The sequence below is a fragment of the Streptomyces sp. CB02959 genome, assembly GCF_002803155.1.
Taxonomy (GTDB): domain Bacteria; phylum Actinomycetota; class Actinomycetes; order Streptomycetales; family Streptomycetaceae; genus Streptomyces.
Genome location: NZ_NNBP01000001.1, coordinates 686,346 through 704,568, shown reverse-complemented (window position 1 = coordinate 704,568; position 18,223 = coordinate 686,346). Strand labels below are relative to the sequence as shown.

Sequence of the window (18,223 nt, the reverse complement as noted above, 5' to 3'; positions counted from 1 at the left end):
GCGGAGGCAGGCGCTCATGGGACGTTATGTGATCCGGCGGCTGCTCCAGATGGTCCCGGTGTTCATCGGCAGCACCTTTCTGATCTTCCTCATGGTCTACGCACTGGGCGACCCGGTCGCCGCGATGTTCGGCGACCGCGCGCCGGACCCCGCCACCGCGGCGCAGATCCGCCACGACCTCTACCTCGACCAACCGCTGTGGAAGCAGTACCCGCACTACATGGGCCAGATCTTCCGGGGGAACTTCGGCATCGCCTTCAACGGCCGGCCGGTCACCGAGCTGATGGCCTCGGCCTTCCCCGTCACCCTCCGGCTCACCGTGGTCGCGGTCGTCATCGAGATGGTGGTGGGCATCGCACTGGGCGTGTTCAGCGGACTCCGGCGCGGCCGCGGCATCGACACCACCGTGCTGGTCCTGACCCTCGTCGTGGTCTCCGTACCGACCTTCGTCAGCGGCTACCTGCTCCAGTTCGTCTTCGGCGTGAAGTGGGAATGGGCCGCGCCGACCGTCGCCATCGACGCGCCACTGGGCCAACTGCTGCTACCCGGCCTGGTGTTGGCGCTGGTCTCGCTCGCCTACGTCACCCGGCTGACCCGGACCTCGATCGCCGAGAACGCCCGCGCCGACTACGTCCGCACCGCCATCGCCAAGGGGCTGCCCCGGCACCGGGTCATCACCCGCCACCTGCTGCGCAACTCCCTGATCCCGGTGGTCACCTTCATCGGCACCGACATCGGCGCGCTGATGGGCGGCGCCATCGTCACCGAGCGGATCTTCAACATCCACGGCGTCGGATACCAGCTCTACCAGGGCATCCTCCGGCAGAACTCGCCGACCGTGGTGGGCTTCGTGACGATCCTGGTGCTGGTGTTCCTGATCGCCAACCTGCTGGTCGACCTGCTGTACGCCGTCCTCGACCCGAGGATCCGCTATGAGTGAGCCGCACGTCCCCCAGGAAGCCATCGGCCACGGCGACGGCGGCACCGCCGCGCTCGCCATCGGCGAGGCCGAATCCCTGTCCCGCGCCCCCGGAGCCGGGCCCCCGCCCCCGGGCGGCGAACCCACCGGCAAACCCCGCAGCCTGTGGAGCGACGCCTGGCACGACCTGCGCCGCAACCCGGTCTTCGTGGTCTCCGCGCTGGTCATCGTCTTCCTGGTGGTCATCGCCCTCTGGCCGCAGCTGATCGCCACCGGCAACCCGTACCGCGCCGACCTGTCCAAGGCCCAGCAGGGCGCCGCGCCCGGCCACCCCTTCGGCTACGACACCCAGGGCCGGGACGTCTACACCCGGGTCGTCTACGGCGCCCGCGCCTCCATCACCGTCGGCACCTGCGCCACCGCCGGCGCCGCCCTCCTGGGCAGCCTCCTCGGCGGCCTGGCCGGCTTCTTCGGCGGCTGGTGGGACACCCTGCTCTCCCGGCTCGCCGACATCTTCTTCGGCATCCCGGTGCTGCTCGGCGGGCTGGTCTTCCTGTCCGTGGTCACCAGCACCACCGTCTGGCCGGTGGTCGGCTTCATCGTGCTGCTCGGCTGGCCGCAGATCTCCCGGATCGCCCGCGGCTCGGTCGTCACCGCCAAACAGAACGACTACGTCCAGGCCGCCCGGGCACTGGGCGCCGGCAACGGGCGGATGCTGCTGCGGCACATCGCGCCCAACGCCATCGCCCCCGTCATCGTCGTCGCCACCATCGCCCTGGGCACCTACATCGCCCTGGAGGCCACGCTGTCGTACCTCGGCGCGGGCCTCAAACCGCCCACCGTCTCCTGGGGCATCGACATCTCCGCCGCCTCCACCCACATCCGCAACGCGCCCCACATGCTCCTCTGGCCCGCGGGCGCGCTCAGCATCACGGTGCTGGCGTTCATCATGCTCGGCGACGCGGTGCGCGACGCCCTCGACCCCAAGCTGCACTGAGGAGGCGTCAGATGACCAACGGCGGCGCACCCCCGGCCGAGCCGCTGCTCGACGTCCAGGACCTGCGGGTGGAGTTCCGCACCCGGGACGGCGTGGCCAAGGCCGTCAACGGCGTCAGCTACACCGTGGCGGCCGGCCAGACCCTGGCGGTGCTCGGCGAGTCCGGCTCCGGCAAGTCCGTCACCGCCCAGGCCGTGATGGGCATCCTCGACACCCCGCCGGGCTTCGTCACCGGCGGCCGGATCCTCTTCCAGGGCCGCGACCTGCTCACCCTGGGCAAGGAGGAGCGCCGGAGGATCCGCGGAGCCAAGATGGCGATGATCTTCCAGGACGCGCTCTCCGCCCTGAACCCGGTGCTCAGCGTCGGCGCCCAGCTCGGCGAGATGTTCCGGGTGCACAGCGGGGCGTCCCGCAAGGACGCCCGCGACAGGGCCGTGGCGCTGATGGAACGGGTCGGCATCCCGGCGGCCCGGGCGCGGGTCGGGGACTACCCGCACCAGTTCTCCGGCGGGATGCGCCAACGCATCATGATCGCCATGGCGCTCGCCCTGGAGCCGGACCTGATCATCGCGGACGAACCGACCACCGCCCTGGACGTCACGGTCCAGGCCCAGGTCATGGACCTGCTGGCGGAGCTGCGCCGGGAATACCGGATGGGGCTGATCCTGATCACCCACGACCTGGGCGTGGTCGCCGACGTCGCCGACACCATCGCGGTGATGTACGCGGGCCGGGTCGTCGAGACCGCCTCCGTCCACCAGCTCTACAAGGCGCCCGCGCACCCGTACACCCGCGCCCTGCTGGAATCCGTGCCCCGCCTGGGACACAAGGGGCAGCAGCTGCACGCGATCAAGGGCCTGCCGCCGAACCTCACCGCCATCCCGCCGGGCTGCGCCTTCCACCCCCGCTGCCCGCTGGCCCGCGACATCTGCCGCACCGACCGCCCGCCGCTCTACGACGCCGGACCGGGCCGGGCCAGCGCCTGCCACTTCTGGAAGGAGACGCTCGATGGCGCCCGGTGAACCGCTCCTCGAAGTCCGCGACCTGGTCAAGCACTTCCCGCTCACCGGCGGCGTACTGATCAGGAAGCAGGTGGGCGCGGTCAAGGCGGTCGACGGGGTCTCGTTCGAGCTCCGGCAGGGCGAAACCCTCGGCATCGTGGGGGAGTCCGGCTGCGGCAAGTCGACCGTCGCCAGGATGCTGGTCGGGCTGGAGCGGCCGACGGCCGGTCACATCCGGTACCGCGGCGAGGACATCACCCAGCTGTCCGGGCGCGCCATGAAGGCCGTCCGCCGCAACATCCAGATGGTGTTCCAGGACCCCTACACCTCGCTGAACCCCCGGATGACGGTCGGCGACATCATCGGCGAGCCCTACGAGATCCACCCCGAGGTGGCGCCCAAGGGGGACCGCCGGCGCCGGGTCCAGGAACTCCTGGAGGTCGTCGGGCTCAACCCCGAGTTCGTCAACCGCTATCCGCACCAGTTCTCCGGCGGCCAGCGCCAGCGCATCGGGATCGCCCGCGGCCTGGCCCTCCGCCCGGAGATCATCGTCGCGGACGAGCCGGTCTCCGCCCTCGACGTCTCCGTCCAGGCCCAGGTCGTCAACCTGCTGGCCCAGCTCCAGGACGACTTCGGGCTGTCCTACGTCTTCATCGCGCACGACCTGTCCGTCGTCCGCCACCTCTCCGACCGGGTCGCGGTGATGTACCTCGGCAAGATCGTCGAACTCGGCACCGGCGAGCAGATCTACGACCACCCCACCCACCCGTACACCCAGGCGCTGCTCTCCGCCGTCCCGGTGCCCGACCCCGACGCCCGTGCGCACCGCGACCGCATCCTGCTCAGCGGCGACGTCCCGTCCCCGGCCGACCCGCCGTCCGGATGCCGCTTCCGGACCCGCTGCTGGAAGGCGCAGGAGCTGTGCGCCCGGGTCGAGCCGCCGCTGGCGGTCCCGGCGGCGTTCCACGACACCGAGGGCCCGGCGCGGCACGCCTCGGCCTGCCACTTCGCGGAGGAGCGGCGGGTGGTGCCGAGCGAGTAGGGCGCCGGAACGCGGCGGAGCCCGCCTCCCAGGGGGAAGCGGGCTCCGGCGCTGCCGTACTACGGGCGGGGTGGGTCAGCTCGCCGAGCCGTCCGCCCCTTCGGCCGCGTCGGTGCCGGCCGTCTCCTCGATCGCCGCCAGCGCCGGGTCCAGGACGATGTCCGCGCCGTGGGTCGTCGGATCCTCCGGGAAGTGGCAGGCGGTCAGGTGACCGTCCCCGTTGCCGCCGATCTGCACCAGCGGCGGCTCTTCCGTCGCGCACTTCTCCTGCGCCTTCCAGCAGCGGGTGCGGAAGCGGCAGCCGGACGGCGGGTTGACGGGGGAGGGGACGTCGCCGGCGAGCCGGATCCGCTGGCGGTCCTCCTCGCCGTCCTCCGTCAGCTTCGGCTCGGGCACGGCCGACAGCAGGGCGTGGGTGTACGGGTGGCGCGGCCGGTTGTAGATCTCGTCGCGGGTGCCCACCTCGACGATCTTGCCGAGGTACATCACCGCGACCCGCTCGCTGAAGTGCCGGACGATCGCCAGGTCGTGGGCGATGAAGACGAACGCGATGCCCAGTTCGCGCTGGAGGTCCTGGAGCAGGTTGACGACCTGCGCCTGGATGGAGACGTCCAGCGCCGAGACCGGCTCGTCCGCGATGATCAGCTTCGGGTTCAGGGCGAGCGCGCGGGCCACCCCGATGCGCTGCCGCTGACCGCCGGAGAACTCGTGCGGGAAGCGGTTGTAGTGCTCGGGGTTGAGCCCCACGGTCTCCAGGAGCTCCCGGATCTTCTTCTCCCGGCCGCCGGGCGGGTTGATCCCGTTGATCTCCATCGGGCCGCCGATGATCGTGCCGACCGTCTGCCGCGGGTTCAGCGAGGCGTACGGGTCCTGGAAGATCATCTGGATCTCGGAGCGGATCGGCGCCAACTGCTTGCGGTTGGCGTGCGTGATGTCCTGACCCGCGTAGGTGACCTTTCCGGAGGTGGGCTCCATCAGCCGGGTCAGCAGCCGGCCGGTGGTCGACTTTCCGCAACCGGACTCGCCGACCAGACCGAAGCTCTCGCCGGCGTGGACGGTCAGGTCCACCCCGTCGACCGCCTGGACGGCGCCGACCTTCCGCTTGAACGGGAAACCGCCGTAGATCGGGAAGTGCTTGGTCAGCCCCTCGGCGGTGAGCAGGGGCTCGCCCTGGGGGCGCGCGGCGGCTTCGGGCGCGGGCAGGGTGTCGTTCTTGGCCATGGTGGTAGCTCCCTAGCCCAGCCGGGGCTTGATCTGCTCGGTGAAGAAGGTCTGCTTCTGCTCGGCGCTCAGGTGGCAGGCGGCGGCCCGGCCCAGTGCCAGCGTCGGGCGCTCGCTGGTGCACAGGCCGCCGTCGACCTCCGCGGTGAAGGCGCAGCGCGGGTTGAAGGCGCAGCCCGACGGCGGGTTGAGGAGGCTCGGCGGGGAGCCCGGGATCGGGTGCAGCTCCTCGTCGACGTCCGAGGAGAGCCGCGGCATGGAGCTGAGCAGGCCCCAGGTGTACGGGTGCCGGGGCTCGGTGAGGATCTCCCGGACCGAACCGCGCTCCACCGCCCGGCCGCCGTACATCACCAGCAGGTCGTCGGCGGTGTTGGCGACCACGCCCAGGTCGTGGGTGATCAGGATGATCGCGGAGCCGAACTCCTGCTGGAGGTCCTTGAGGAGGTCCAGGATCTGCGCCTGGACGGTGACGTCCAGGGCGGTGGTCGGCTCGTCGGCGATCAGCAGCTGCGGGTTGCAGACCAGCGCCATGGCGATCATGGCGCGCTGGCGCATACCGCCGGAGAACTGGTGCGGGTAGTCGTCCACCCGCAGGTTGGGCTGCGGGATGCCGACCTTGGTGAGCATCTCGATCGCGCGCTGCCGGCCCTCGCGCTTGCTGGCGCCGGTGTGCTTGATGAACGGCTCGGCGATCTGCCGGCCGACGGTGTAGTACGGCGACAGGGCGGTCAGCGCGTCCTGGAAGATCATCGCCATCTTGTTGCCCCGGAGCTTCTCCAGGGTCTTCTCCTTGGCGCCGGTGAGCTCCTGGCCTTCCAGGTGGATCTCACCGGTGATCTCCGTGGACTTGGGGTTGTGCAGCCCCAGCACGGCGAGGTTGGTGACGGACTTGCCGGAGCCCGACTCACCGACGATCCCCAGGGTCTGGCCGCGCTCCAGGTCGAAGGAGAGGCCGTCGACCGCCTTGACGATGCCGTCCTCGGTGGAGAACCGGACATGCAGGTCGCGGACGGAGAGGAAGGAATCGCTACCGGATCCGTTCGGGACCGGTGTCTCCTCGGTCTTGGTGGGTGTGGTCACGTCAGGTTCTCCTAGGACAGGCGCACGCGCGGGTCGATGAACGCGTACGCCGCATCCACGATGATGTTGAACACCAGGATCAGGGCCGCGCTGAAGACCAGCACGCCCAGCACCATGGGCAGGTCGAGGGTGGTCACGGAGTCGATCGCCAACCGTCCCAGCCCCGCGAGCTGGAAGGTGAACTCGGTGATCATCGCGCCGCCGAACAGCGAACCCAGGTCCATGCCGAGGATGGTGACGATCGGGATCAGCGAACCGCGCCAGGCGTACCGCATGAAGACGTAACGCGCCGGCATGCCCTTGGCCTTGGCGGTGCGGACGTGCTCCTCCTGGAGCTGCTCGATCATCGTCGAGCGCGACATACGGGTGTACTGCGCGGTGAAGATCGTCGACATCACCAGCCACGGGATCAGCAGGCCCATGAACCAACCGGCCGGGCTGGTCGTGAGGTTCACGTACTTGGGCGCCGCCATGAGGCCGCTGTAGACGAAGATGCCCAGCACGACCGGGCCGAGGATGTAGATCTGCACCGAGCTGAGCACCATCGACGCGCCGGTGACCGTCTTGTCGAGCACCGTGCCGCGCTTCCAGGCCGCCAGCAGGCCGGCACCCAGGCCGATCACCAGGAAGACCACGGCACCGCCGATGGCCAGCGAGGCGGTGGTCGGCAGCCGGTCCATCATCGTCGACCAGACGTCCTGCTTGGTGGCGAAGGAGTAGCCGAAGCAGGGGGCGCTGCAGTGGCCGAGGGTGAAGTCACGCCCGGCGAAGACGCCGACCAGGAAGTCCCAGTACTGCGTCGGGAGGGGCTTGTCGAGGCCCAGGTTCTGGTGGATCAGGGCGATGTTGTCCGCGGTGCAGTTCTTGCCGCAGGCCATCATCGCGGGGTCGCCCACGGAGAAGAAGACGAAGAAGGTGACGGCGCTCAGTAGGACGAGGGTGACGACCGCGCCGAACGTCCGGCGAAGTAGGAAGGGAAGCATGGCAATTCGCTGCTCTCAGGACGGCGGCTGCAGTGGGGTGAGGGGTGCGGGAAGGCCCCGGAGGCGCGCCCCGCCGTGCGCGCGCTCCGGAGTGCCTTCATGCGGTGCTTACTTCTTGATGAACAGCGTGGTCGGGTCGATGTAGTTGACGTCCGTGTTGTAGCGGGCGCCACCGATCTTCGAGCCGTACAGCTGGAGCATCTTGGTGTAGAACACCGGGGCGGCCGGGTTGACCTTCTCCACGATGTACTGGTGGAGCTTCTCCCACTCGGCGGTCTGCTGCGTGATGTCCGTGATCTTCTTGATGCGGTCGATCTCGTCGCTGATGTGCTGGTCGCGGACGTGCGAGTAGTTGGCGGCACCGTCCTGGATCTGCCGGCCGTCGTAGGACGGCGGGATCACCGTGGAGGCGTCCGGCCAGTCCTGGCCCCAGCCGGTCATGTAGATGTCGAAGCCGTTGTCGACCTTGCCCATCTGCTGGTACCAGGAGGCCGCGTCGACCTCCTTCTTCTGCACGTTGAAGCCGGCCTTGCCGAGCGCGTCGGCGATCGCGACGGCTTCCTTCTGCCGGATCTCGGTGTTGGAGTAGGCGTAGACGAGCTTCATGCCCGTCTTGCCGGCCTCCTTCAGGAGCTGCTTGGCCTTCTCCGGGTCGCCGTTGGGCTTGGCGAGCTTGCCGTAGGGGTCGTAGCCCTTCTTGTAGCCCGCGACGGTCGGGGCGAACAGACCGCCGGCGATCTCACCGCCGTAGCTGCCGCCGTTGATCCGGACGATCTGGCTGTTGGGCATGGCGTAGGTGATCGCATCGCGGATCTTCTTGTCCTTGATGCGGTCCATGTTCATGTTCATCTGCCAGACGTAGGGCTGGTAGCCCTGGATCAGGCGCTTGCTGGCGCTGGCGTCGTCCAGCACCTGCTTGGTGAGCGTCGGCTCCACGGCGTTGGTGAAGCTGACGGCGGTCTGGTCCACGCCCTTGTCGGCCATCAGCCGCTTGGTGGAGTCGGACGCCTGGTGGTTGAAGGTGATGCTGAAACCGTCGACGTACTGGTGGCGCATCGGGTCGCTCTTCGCGTCCCAGCTGGGGTTCTTCACCAGCGTCATGGACTTGCCGGCCTTGAAGTCCGAGATCTTGTACGGGCCGGAGCAGACCGGTGCGACGTCGTACTTGTCCTTGGTGTCCTTGTCGCTGTCCGGGACGACGCTGTAGCCCGCCATCGTCAGCGCGTAGGGCAGCTGGGTCTGCGGCTTCTGGAAGTGGAAGATGACGGTGTGGTCGTCCGGGGTGTCCAGGACCGACTTGGGCAGGTGGTCGCCCTTGTACGGACCGTCCGGCAGCGCCTTGCGGTAGGTCGTGCCGTCACCCGACAGCCACTGCTGGACGTAGGTCGGGCCCTCGGTGATGAACTTGGCGTACTGCCGCTCGAAGGTGTGCCGGATGTCCTTCGAGGTGATCGGCTTGCCGTCCTCGAACTTGATGCCGTCCTTGAGCGTGTACTTCCAGGTCTTGCCGCCGTCGGACATCTGGCCGGAGTCGGTGGCGAGGTCGCCGACGACGGTCTTGTTGCCCTTGTCGTCCTGCTTGAAGGTGGTCAGGCCACGGAAGATCAGCTTCGACAGGTCGCCCATGTCGCTGACGTACATCTGGGCCGGGTCCAGGTGGTTGTAGCTGTCCCGCTGGTAGACGGTGATGGTGCCGCCGGGCTGGGCGCCCGCGACGGGGGCCGCCGGACCGGTGGACTGGGCGGCGTTGCCCAGCGGCACCGCCTTGGCCTGGGCCGCGGCGTCCTTGTCGGTCTGCGACTTGTCCTTGCCCGTGGCGCCGCCGCTGCTGCAGCCGGTGAGGGCGAGCGAACCGGCCGCCATGGCCACGAGTACCGCACGGGCTCTACGCGTAGTGAGTGCGTTCATGAGGATCCAAGCACCTGCCTGTCAGTCGTTGTCCCAGATGTGCTGTCTGACGCATCCGGTACGCGACCGGCGCGGGGGTGACAGCTCCCCCCGTCAAGTGGACGATCAGCGACCGGACTTGGGGTCGAAGGCGTCCCGGACCGAGTCCCCGAGCAGGTTGAAGCACAGCACGAAGATGACCATCGCGGCGCCGGGGAAGAGCAGGAAAGTCGGGTCGTTCTCGTACACCATGCCGGCCGTGTGGAACAGCCGCCCCCAGTCCGGGGTCGGCTCCATGATGCCGACGCCCAGGAAGGACAGGCCGGCCTCCGCCGTAACGAACAGCGGGAGCATGTAGGTGCTTTGCACGAGGATCGGAGTCACCACGTTCGGCAGCAGTTCCTTGGTGATGATCCGCCAGGGGGAGGCACCGGTGATCTTCGCCGCCTCGACGAACTCCCGCTCGCGCAGCGACAGCACCTGGCCGCGCAGCAGTCGGGCCAGACCCATCCAGCCCAGCGCCCACTGCACGAGGATCAGCGCGATCACCCGGATGTAGGTCGGGGTCTCGTCGCCCGGCGGCACGAAGAGCGCCACCACGACGGGCATGAACGCCACGAACGTCAGCTGGCTGGGGAAGGCGAGCAGGAAGTCGATCACCCGGCCGAGCCAGTAGTCGGTGCGGCCGCCCAGATATCCCGCGGTGACACCGAGGATGGTGCCGGTGATGACCACAAGGATGGTCACCGCCAACGAGATTCCGAGTGAGGTCCGCATGCCGTAGAGCAGCTGGGTGAAGAGATCACGGCCAAGTGACGGTTCGATACCGAACCAGAAATCGCCGGAGATTCCGCCGTTGGCCCCCATCGGATAACCGAACTCGTCCAGCAGTCCGGGGTTATCGCTGCCGTACAGCGTGTACGGATTCTTGCCGTAGATCGAGGCGATCACCGGGGCCAGTGCCGCGATGACGAAGAAGGCGAGCACGACGATCCCGCAGATCATGCCGGTGCGGTCGCGCCTGAAGCGCGCCCACATCAACTGCCCGGGAGAACGGCCGACGAGCTCACCGCCCTTGCCCTTCTTTTCCTTCTTCAGACCCTTGGATGCAAGTCCCGGGGTATCGGACTTGCCTGCCGCGGTCTGGGATGGACTAGTCATCGCGAAGTGCCCCCGCGCCGAGTTCTCTTGGAACGTGAAGCGGCACCGGTCGCACCGCTGGATGAGCGCGACTTTCGCAAGTGATTTACGGCGGAGTCAAGGGCATGCGGTGTGCTCGTGCACAGGTCGCCCGCTTCTTGAGCGAAGATTGCGCAGATTGACGCTTAGGCGTGCTTGACATGCGGCTGCCATGTACGGCATACAGGGGTAAATCACCCACCACCACTTAACGTGGTGGCAACTTGACTGTCGCAACACCGATATACGGACGCGTCATGCTGGGCAACGTACGGCCGTGCGGGTGCCGTAAGTCGGCCGGGACGCCAGCGGCGCCCCGGCCGACCGCCGTTTTGTCGGTGTTTCGCGCCCCGCTCCCTCCGTGTCTGTTGTCCGCGGGCCGAGATTGGAGTAGGCCTTCGGTAGTGCCTTCACGAATGCGGAGGTGCTGTGCGCGCCGTGGGCCACTCGTGCGGCCGGAGAAGGCCCGTGTCCACAGTGCGGTCGCTTCGTCTCGCCAGAGGTGCGCGCCGTGCCGCCGTCACGACCTGTCCGCCGCTCGCCGCGACGGTGCGGTCCGGCCGGTCCGGGGCCCGGCCGCCCTCGCGCGGCCGACCGGGCTGGTGACAGGGCCGCTCGGCGCGGCACCCGGGGTGACGGGGCGGCGCGCGGCCTCCGTATACGACCCGCTGCCGGCAGCGGGTGGGCCCGCGGCCGCCCTTGCCGTCCGATGCGGGGCCGCGGTCGTCCTCGCGGCCGTCCCGGCGCGTCCGGGCACCTGACGCCCTCCTGGGTGCCGGTCGACTCACAACCGCGTTGGCGGCCCCTGTCGGCCTCGTCGGCCCCGGCGGCCCGCCCGCCGCGGGCCTGCCCGGCGCACCGGACGCCCCCGCGGGCGGACGTCGGCCCGTGGCATACGGCAATGGGCCGGAGGCGGCGCCCCCGCGGCATACCGCGCCGCCGTCCGCGGCGCCGCCGCCCGGCCGGTGAGCCGGGCGGACGGCGCCCGGCCTCAGCGCATTCCCAGCGACCGCTTGAGGAAGTCCACCTGGAGCAGCAGGAGGTTCTCCGCCACCTGCTCCTGGGACGCCATGTGCGTCACCCCGGACAGCGGCAGCACCTCGTGCGGCCGGCCCGCGGCCAGCAGCGCCGAGGAGAGCCGCAGGGAGTGCGCCACCACCACGTTGTCGTCGGCCAGGCCGTGCACGATCAGCATCGGGCGGTGCGGTTCGACCGCCCCCGACAGCCCGTCGTCCGTCACCAGGGAGTTGATGGCGTAGACCGCCGGCTCCTCGTCGGGGTGGCCGAGGTACCGCTCCTGATAGTGGGTGTCGTACAGCCGCAGATCGGTCACCGGCGCCCCCACCACCGCGGCGTGGAAGACGTCCGGCCGGCGCAGTGCGGCCAGTCCCGCGAGATAGCCGCCGAACGACCATCCGCGGATCGCCACCCGCCCCAGGTCCAAGGGGAAGGAATCGGCCAGCGCCTCCAGGGCGTGCACCTGGTCCTCCAGGGCCACCGGCCCGATCTGCCGGGAGACCGCCTTCTCCCACGCGGGGGACCGGCCCGGGGTGCCCCGGCCGTCCGCCACGATCACCGCGAAGCCCTGGTCGGCGAACCACTGGGAGGTCAGATGGGCGTTGTGCGCGGCGACCACCCGCTGGCCGTGCGGACCGCCGTAGGGGTCGAGCAGCACCGGCAGCGGACCGTCGCCGTCCTGATAGCCGGTCGGCAGCAGTACCGCGCAGGGGATCCGGCGCTCGCCGGCGAGCACCAGCCGCGGCCGGGCGGTGAGACCCGGCGTCTCGGCATACGAGCCGATGACCGCCAGCACCTTCTCGCCGCCGTCCGGATCCAGCCGCACCACCTCCGACCGGGCGCCCGGTTGCTCCAGCGACGCCTGGGTCAGGACCGTCAGCGCCCCGCCGCGCACCGCCGAGGAGACCGTCGGATACGGCCGCTCGCCGACCCGCTCCCAGCCGCCCTGGTCGCCGCTGCCGCGGAACCACGCCCGGTAGACCCCGATGTCGTGCATGTCCGCGCCGCTCGCCGAGAACAGGACGTCGTCCTCGCCGATGTCCAAGACGGCCCGCACGTGCAGCGGCTCACCGGTCAGCGGCCGGTCGCCGACGAACAGCTTCCGGGCGCCGCCCTCGTCGGCGATCCGCACCAGCCGCCCGTCCGGCGTCCAGGCCGGCGCCCCCGGGGACGGCTCGACCCACACGTCGTCCTGGTCCTCGTGCACCAGGGTGGTCGCGCCGGTCTCCGTGTCGACCTTCAGATAGCGCTGGGCGCGCTGGTCCCGGGTCTGGACCAGGAGGAGCGGCGGGCCCGCCGCCGACCAGTGGACGCGGGCCAGATAGGGGTAGCGCACGGTGTCCCACCGGACGTCCGTCCGGGAGCCGTCCAGGCCGAACAGCGCCAGGGTGACCTCGGCGTTGGCACTGCCGGCCACCGGATACGGCACCTGCGCGGGCTCCCGGTCCGGGTGTGCCGGGTCGGCGATCCACCAGCGGGTCACCGGCGCGTCGTCGACCCGCGCGGCGAGCACCCGGTCGCTCCCCGGCGACCACCAGAAGCCCCGGTGGCGGTCCATCTCCTCGGCCGCGATGAACTCGGCCAGCCCCCAGGTGACATCGGGGCCGTCGGGCTCCGCCAGCACCCGGTCCGGGCCCGCGGCGCCGCCGTCACCGCCGTCCGCCGCGACGACCCGCAGCGCACCGTTGGCCACATACGCCACATGGCGCCCGTCGGGGGCCGGACGCGGGTCCACCACCGGCCCGGCCGCGGGGAGTTCACGGGTGGTGCCGGCGCGCAGCTCCGAGACGAACAACCGCCCCGAGAGCGCGAAGGCGGCCAACTCCACGGCGGCGTCGACCGCGTAGCCGACGATGCCGGCCGACCCCTCCCGGCTGCGCTCGCGGCGCGCCCGCTCCTCCGGGGGGAGTTCTTCGTCCGCGCCGGCCAGCAGGGCGCGCGGGTCCGCGGCGGTGAACTCCCGTCCGCCGTCCAGGTCGAGGACCCAGAGCTGCTGGCTGCGGTCGGTGCCGGTACGGGATCGGAGGAAGACGGCGCGGGTGCCGTCGGGGGCGAGGGCGAAGTCGCGCGGGGTACCGAGCGTGAAGCGCTGGGTGCGCGCGTAGTGCCGGGGGAAGGGCAGCTGTCCGGTCATCCCGCCGAGCCTACGGCGGGACCGGCCGGCCGGCGCGGGACTGTGGAAAACGGCGTGCGCCCCCGTCGTGCTCCGGTGCACCGACTTATGCGCAAGCACGGAAAGTTATGATCCCTTGCGCGGGGCGGGTGCGGGGTAAAGAGCCCTTGGCATACCCGGGTACGTGGCGCCGGCCCGTCGGCTCACGTACCGTCAACTCTGTCCGGACCATGACTACTTGGAGGTGAACCGCCGTGGCACTCTCGATTTCGGCGGTGGTGCTGCTGGCGATCATCGTCTTCTTGCTTGTCAAGAAGTCCGGGCTGAAGGCGGTGCATGCATTCGTCTGCATGCTGCTGGGCTTCTATCTGGCCAGCTCGTCCATCGCCCCGACGATCAAGAGCCTGACGACCAATGTCGCGGGCATGCTCGGCGGCATCAAGTTCTGATCGCGCCCCGGTCGGCCCGAGCCGCCCCCGCCCCGCCCTCCCGCGGGGCGTCCGGGCGGCCGCCCCGATCGGCTGCGGGGAGCGCGCGGGGCGGCTCGTAGGCTGTCTGCATGACGTCCCACCCTGCCCCGGCCGCCGCGGGCGGAGGCTCCCCCAGGCTTCGTCCGGGGGGACCCCCAGCGCGGCGCAGTGACCTCCCCGCCCGCCGTCTCCTCCTGGTGCACGCGCACCCGGACGACGAGTCGATCAACAACGGCGCCACCATGGCGAAGTACGCGGCCGAAGGCGCGCTGGTCACGCTGGTGACCTGCACCCGAGGCGAGGAGGGCGAGGTCATCCCGCCCGAGCTCGCCCATCTGACGCCGGACCGCGACGACACCCTGGGGCCGCACCGCATCCATGAGCTGGCCGCGGCGATGACCGCCCTCGGGGTCACCGACCACCGCTTCCTCGGCGGCCCCGGCCGCTACCGCGACTCCGGGATGATGGGCGCGCCCCAGAACGACCAGTCGGGCTCCTTCTGGCAGGCCCCCGTGGACGAGGCGGCCGCCCACCTGGTGGCCGTGATCCGCGAGGTCCGCCCCCAGGTCCTGGTCACCTATGACCCGAATGGCGGATACGGCCACCCCGATCACATCCAGGCCCACCGCGTTGCCGTGCGGGCCGCGGAGCTGGCCGCACGGGCGGACTTCCGCCCGGATCTCGGCGGCGCGTATGCGATCGAAAAGATTTACTGGAACTGCAACCCCCGCTCGGAGGTCGAGGCGGGCCTCGCCGCGGTGCGTGCGGCCGGGCACGGCTTCGCCGGGGTCGCGGCGGTGGACGACGTGCCGGGTGTGGTTCCGGACGACACGGTCACCACGACGATCGCCGGTGCCGGCGGGTACGCGGACGCGAAGACCGCGGCGATGCGCGCACATGTGACCCAGATCGTGGTCGACGGGGCGTTCTTCGCGCTCTCCAACGACCTGGGGCAGCCGCTGTTCGGCACCGAGCACTACCGGCTGGTGCAGGGGACGCCCGGCGCGTCCGACGGGCAGCGTGAGGACGATCTCTTCGCCGGCGTCGGGGAGTCGGCCGGTTCGACGGGCACGGAGCGACGTGCCCGCAGTGAGGAGGCGGCGGAATGACGACGTCCAACGGTGGCGGCACGCCCAAGGGCGGCGGGGCCAAGGGCGGCACGCCCAAGGGCAAGGGCGGCGCCCGGAACGGCGGCGCCGACGCGGACGAGGGCCGCCGGACCCGGGCGTCCGGCGGCGGCCCGGCCGCGTCCGGCGCCGGCACCCCGGGTGTGCCGGCGGCCCGGCCCGCACCGGGTGCACCGCTGACGCCGGGCCGGGTGGGCCTGTACGTCCTGCTGCTGGTCGTGGCCGTCCTGGTCGCGTTGGCCGGAACGCTCCTCCAAGCGGCATGGTTCCCGGGCGGGTTGCTGCTGGCCCTGGCCGGTCTCGGCGGTCTCTTCTACGGGGGCGCCCGGGCCACCGGCACCGCGGGCGGGGTCCTGGTGCCCGGCGCCGCCTGGCTGGTGACGGTGTTCCTGCTGCTCAGCGATGTCCGGCCGGAGGGCGACTTCCTGTTCGGGCCGGGGCTCGGCTCGTACGCCTTCCTGTTGGGCGGCATCGTGATCGCTGTGATCTGTGCCACCGGGAACCAGCTGCGCGCTGCCGGCGTGCCCCGGGGCCGAGTTGGCGGATGACGTGGTTCATACCAGGACGGATGCCGCGGGTTCCCGGGGTGCCGGCCGCGGTGGCGGAGCGGCGGCCGGCGGGGCGGTGTTCCCGCGCACCCAGGGTGTCGGCCGGCGGCGGCCAGTATGGTGGTGCGCGCCGCCGCGCCGCCCTGGGGGCACCTGCCGGCCTGAGGCCGGGGATTATCTCTGACGAGCGGCGGAGCCAACCGGGAGAACCTGCTTTGAGTCGTGAATCTGACAGTTCGTCCTCCGGCCCCCGGGGCCGTGGCGGAGCCGTGTACCCGTCGGGGACACCGCCCTACGGCTCGCCCAGGGGAGAGGCCGGCGAGGCGCCGGGTACCGGAGCCGCGGACCGGCCGGAGGAGCCCAAGACCGAGACCACGCTGACGACGCGGATCAAGATCAACATTCCGGGGTCCCGCCCCATCCCGCCGGTCGTCGTGCGCAAGCCCGTCGGTGAGGAGTCCGGCATGAACGCATCGGCTGCACCCGGCGGTTCCGCCGGCTCGTCCGGTTCCACGGGGACGTCCGGTCCGGCCTTCGGAGGTGAGCGGGCCGCCGAACGCACGGCGGAGACGCCGCGGCCGGAGGCGGTTGCGGACGAGGCACCCGCCGCCCCGAAGGAGAAGACGACCAGCGACTGGTTCGCGCCGCGCAAGCCGCAGGGCCAGACCCCCGGGAAGCCGCCGGCCGCCGGCGCCTCCCCGGCGCCGGCGGAGCCCGGCGCGACGGGCGGCACCGCCCCGCAGCGCCCGGACCTCCCGTACTTCTCGGACGCCCCGCCGCCCTCCGCGCCGGCCCCGCAGAGCGGCGGCGGCCACGGGCGGAGCATTTCGCCCTATGAGAGCGACCCGCTGGGCGGCAACCCCCTGGGGAGCGATCCGCTGGGCGGCAAGCCCCTCGGCGGCGACCCTCTGGGCAGTGACCCCCTGGGTGGTGACCCGCTCGGCAGCGACCCCTTGGGCGGCGACCCCCTCGGGAGCGACCCGCTGACCGGCCCCTCCCCGTTCGACGGCGGTCCGCGCGGCGCGGCATCCCCGTTCGACGGAGGCCCGCGCGACGGTTCGCCGTTCGACGCGCCGGCGCAGCCCGCCCGCGACCGCAACCCGTTCGACGCCCCGGCGGGTGGCCCGGCCCCCAGCGGCCCGACGGCCGGCCCGGCGCGCGGCGACTCGGCCCTCGACCTCCCGCCCGGCTTCAGCGACCCCAGCGCCGGCAAGAGCGCCGCGGGCCGGATGAGCGACGACACCGCCGAGCTCACCCCGCAGCCCGCGGCGCCGCCCGCCGGCGGCCTCGGCGTGACCGGCGGCATCGCGGGCGGCCTGACCAGTGGCCGGAAGGGCAAGGGCGCCGGGTCCGGCCCCAAGGGCGGCCCGAAGAGCGGCGGCCCCGGCGGCCGGGTGTCCGGCGACACCCTCGTCAGCGGGATCCCCAAGGTGCCCGCGAACGACGGCCCGGCGGCCGCCACCCCGTTCACCGGGGTGCCCGGTGGTGACGAGGCGGCGGCGGCCCCCAAGCCGCGGCCCAAGATCCCCGAGCCGATCAACCCGCCCAAGAAGGGCCGCAGCAAGCTGGTGCTCGCCGGTGTCGCGGTCGTGGTGCTGGCGGGCGTGGCCTACGGTGCCGGGCTGCTGCTCGACCACGCCGACGTCCCCAACAACACCACCGCGCTCGGCGTGGAGATCGGCGGCAGCTCCAAGGACGAGGCGGTCAAGAAGCTGGAGACCGCCCTCAAGGACCGCCGCACCGCACCGCTCAAGATCACGGTCGACGGCAAGCCCGAGACCCTGCTGCCCGCCCGGGCGGGGCTGGACGTCGACCTCCAGGCCACGGTCCGCAACGCGGCCGGTCGGGACTACAACCCGATCTCCGTCGTCGGCTCGCTCTTCGGCGTCAAGCGCACCGCCCAGCCGGCGGTGATCACCGACAAGGAGAAGCTGGGGGTCGCGCTGCAGGGCGTGACCGGGCCCGCGGACGCCGAGGCGGACGGCGGGATCACGTTCGAGAACGGCAAGGCGGTGCCGCACTACGGCGCCCCGCACAAGGCGATCGACGTCGCCGCCTCCGAGAACAAGATCGCTGAGGCGTACCTCAACCGCGTCAGCACCGGTGGCGACACCCCCGTGGTGCTCGCCGCCACCACCCAGCAGCCCAAGGTCGGCAAGGCCGCGGTGGACAAGGCGCTCAAACAGTTCGCCGAGCCGGCGATGTCCGGGCTGATCACGGTCCGGACGGACGCCCAGCACGCGGTCTCCTTCAGCCCGCAGAAGTCCATCCCGAAGTTCCTGTCCTTCAAGATCATCGACGGCCAGCTGGTGCCCTACTACGACCGGCCGGCCCTCAAGGAGCTCTACGGCACCACCTTCGACAAAGTCCTGGTGACCAAGGGCGACGGCAGCAAGCACCCGGTCAGCGTCGAGGAGGTGGCCGGCGCGGTGGGCAAGGCGCTGGTCGGCACGACCCCCGCCGAGCGCGTCCAGACCATCGCGACCGACGGCAGCTGACGCCAAAGCTTCCCGTCCAGCCGCCGTACACTACGGAAAGCGCAGGTCAGAGGCCCTCTGGGGCGAGTCCTCCGGGATTCCCCTAGGGGGCCTCACCCATGACATCTGTCATGCCGCCTTGCGGACACCTGACACTGCCGG

Annotated in this window: 14 protein-coding genes; 8 read left to right on the top strand and 6 right to left on the bottom strand. The window is 71.1% G+C overall.

Annotated elements, in window-relative coordinates; all coding sequences use genetic code 11:
• Positions 1-16 precede the first annotated feature (16 nt).
• From CG747_RS02945 to CG747_RS02930, 4 genes are read left to right on the top strand one after another with little or no spacing between them, the layout of a single operon-like run.
• A complete protein-coding gene (locus tag CG747_RS02945) occupies positions 17-940 on the top strand; it encodes an ABC transporter permease (RefSeq protein ID WP_100599970.1) in 924 nt (307 codons plus the stop codon).
• Complete coding sequence (locus CG747_RS02940) at positions 933-1,916, top strand: ABC transporter permease (RefSeq protein ID WP_100599969.1); 984 nt, start codon at positions 933-935, stop codon at positions 1,914-1,916. The genes CG747_RS02945 and CG747_RS02940 overlap by 8 nt, the downstream gene beginning before the upstream one ends.
• An 11-nt stretch (positions 1,917-1,927) precedes the next feature.
• A complete protein-coding gene (locus CG747_RS02935; RefSeq protein ID WP_100599968.1) occupies positions 1,928-2,938 on the top strand; it encodes an ABC transporter ATP-binding protein in 1,011 nt (336 codons plus the stop codon).
• Positions 2,925-3,959: an ABC transporter ATP-binding protein gene (locus CG747_RS02930; protein ID WP_100599967.1), complete on the top strand. Its 1,035-nt coding sequence runs from the start codon at positions 2,925-2,927 to the stop codon at positions 3,957-3,959. Before CG747_RS02935 ends, CG747_RS02930 begins: the two co-directional genes overlap by 14 nt.
• A 75-nt stretch (positions 3,960-4,034) precedes the next feature.
• On the opposite strand, the gene CG747_RS02925 is transcribed toward CG747_RS02930, so the two are convergent.
• From CG747_RS02925 to CG747_RS02900, 6 genes are all read right to left on the bottom strand, one after another.
• Positions 4,035-5,180 (bottom strand): ABC transporter ATP-binding protein, encoded by a 1,146-nt coding sequence (locus CG747_RS02925; RefSeq protein WP_100599966.1) that lies wholly within the window; start codon positions 5,178-5,180, stop codon positions 4,035-4,037.
• Between the two features lie 12 nt (positions 5,181-5,192).
• Positions 5,193-6,260 carry an ABC transporter ATP-binding protein gene (locus CG747_RS02920; RefSeq protein ID WP_100599965.1) on the bottom strand — a complete coding sequence of 356 codons (1,068 nt, stop codon included), beginning with the start codon at positions 6,258-6,260 and terminating at the stop codon, positions 5,193-5,195.
• Positions 6,261-6,271: 11 nt separating this feature from the next.
• The gene (locus CG747_RS02915; protein WP_100599964.1) at positions 6,272-7,243 is read right to left on the bottom strand and encodes an ABC transporter permease; all 972 of its coding nucleotides are present in this window, start codon (positions 7,241-7,243) and stop codon (positions 6,272-6,274) included.
• Between the two features lie 108 nt (positions 7,244-7,351).
• The gene (locus CG747_RS02910) at positions 7,352-9,151 is read right to left on the bottom strand and encodes an ABC transporter substrate-binding protein (RefSeq protein ID WP_100599963.1); all 1,800 of its coding nucleotides are present in this window, start codon (positions 9,149-9,151) and stop codon (positions 7,352-7,354) included.
• A gap of 105 nt (positions 9,152-9,256) precedes the next feature.
• Complete coding sequence (locus CG747_RS02905; protein ID WP_100599962.1) at positions 9,257-10,291, bottom strand: ABC transporter permease; 1,035 nt, start codon at positions 10,289-10,291, stop codon at positions 9,257-9,259.
• A gap of 1,009 nt (positions 10,292-11,300) precedes the next feature.
• Entirely contained in the window at positions 11,301-13,460 is a 2,160-nt protein-coding gene (locus tag CG747_RS02900; RefSeq protein ID WP_100599961.1) for a prolyl oligopeptidase family serine peptidase, read from the bottom strand.
• 233 nt (positions 13,461-13,693) lie between these two features.
• On the opposite strand from CG747_RS02900, the gene CG747_RS02895 reads away from it, so the two are divergent.
• From CG747_RS02895 to CG747_RS02880, 4 genes are all read left to right on the top strand, one after another.
• Entirely contained in the window at positions 13,694-13,888 is a 195-nt protein-coding gene (locus CG747_RS02895; RefSeq protein ID WP_100599960.1) for a hypothetical protein, read from the top strand.
• Between the two features lie 110 nt (positions 13,889-13,998).
• Positions 13,999-15,018 (top strand): N-acetyl-1-D-myo-inositol-2-amino-2-deoxy-alpha-D-glucopyranoside deacetylase, encoded by a 1,020-nt coding sequence (gene mshB / locus CG747_RS02890; protein ID WP_257980177.1) that lies wholly within the window; start codon positions 13,999-14,001, stop codon positions 15,016-15,018.
• The gene (locus CG747_RS02885; protein WP_257980176.1) at positions 15,015-15,584 is read left to right on the top strand and encodes a DUF6113 family protein; all 570 of its coding nucleotides are present in this window, start codon (positions 15,015-15,017) and stop codon (positions 15,582-15,584) included. Before mshB ends, CG747_RS02885 begins: the two co-directional genes overlap by 4 nt.
• 269 nt (positions 15,585-15,853) lie before the next feature.
• Positions 15,854-18,082, top strand: coding sequence for a hypothetical protein (locus CG747_RS02880; protein WP_257980175.1), 2,229 nt, complete (start codon positions 15,854-15,856; stop codon positions 18,080-18,082).
• Positions 18,083-18,223: the final 141 nt, after the last annotated feature.